1 protein-coding gene is annotated in these 705 nt (G+C 60.4%); it reads right to left on the reverse strand.

The annotated features are described in order from the left end of the window. Positions 1 to 705: ATP-binding cassette domain-containing protein (locus NKJ26_RS33465; RefSeq protein ID WP_352700126.1), on the reverse strand; the 705-nt coding region annotated here is incomplete at both ends.

Below are 705 nucleotides of genomic sequence, written 5' to 3' on the forward strand. Positions count from 1 at the left end.
GACGACAACCGCAATGCCCTTGCGCTCGCGCACGGAGGCGATAGCCTTAACGACCGCAGCCTCGCCTTCCGCATCGAGATTGGCATTGGGTTCATCCAGCACAACAAGGAAAGGGTCTCGATAAAGAGCACGGGCAAGACCGATACGCTGGCGCTGCCCGGCGGAAAGTGCCGATCCGGCCTCACCGATCGGAGTTTCGTAGCCGTGCTCAAATCGGAGGATCAGTTCGTGCGTGCCCGCTGCTTTCGCCGCGGCGACAATAGCGTCAGGGTCAGGATTATCTTCAAAACGAGCAATGTTTTCGGCAATGGTGCCGTCGAACAGTTCAACGTCTTGTGGCAGATAGCCGATATGACGGCCTAGTGCTTCCCGGTCCCATTGATCAAGGCTTGCGCTGTCGATGCGAACCTTTCCGGCGACCGGCGCCCATGCGCCGACGATGGCGCGCGAGAGTGTCGACTTGCCCGAGCCCGATGCACCGATGATCCCGAGTGCGCTTCCCGCCTGAATGGCAAACGCAAGGCCGGTCACGGTCGGCTTCCTTTCGCCGGGCGGAACGATTGTCACGCCTTCGAGGCGCAGTTCGCGTTCAGGTGCAGGCATTGGCATAACAGGAGCGGATTCAGGAACCTTTTCCAAGAGGTCCTCCAGCCGCGCCCAACCCTGGCGCGCCATGAGGAAGGATTTCCAGCTTGAAATGGCCAG

Origin of the sequence: Mesorhizobium sp. M0152 (genome assembly GCF_040322415.1) — a bacterium.
Lineage (GTDB): Bacteria > Pseudomonadota > Alphaproteobacteria > Rhizobiales > Rhizobiaceae > Mesorhizobium.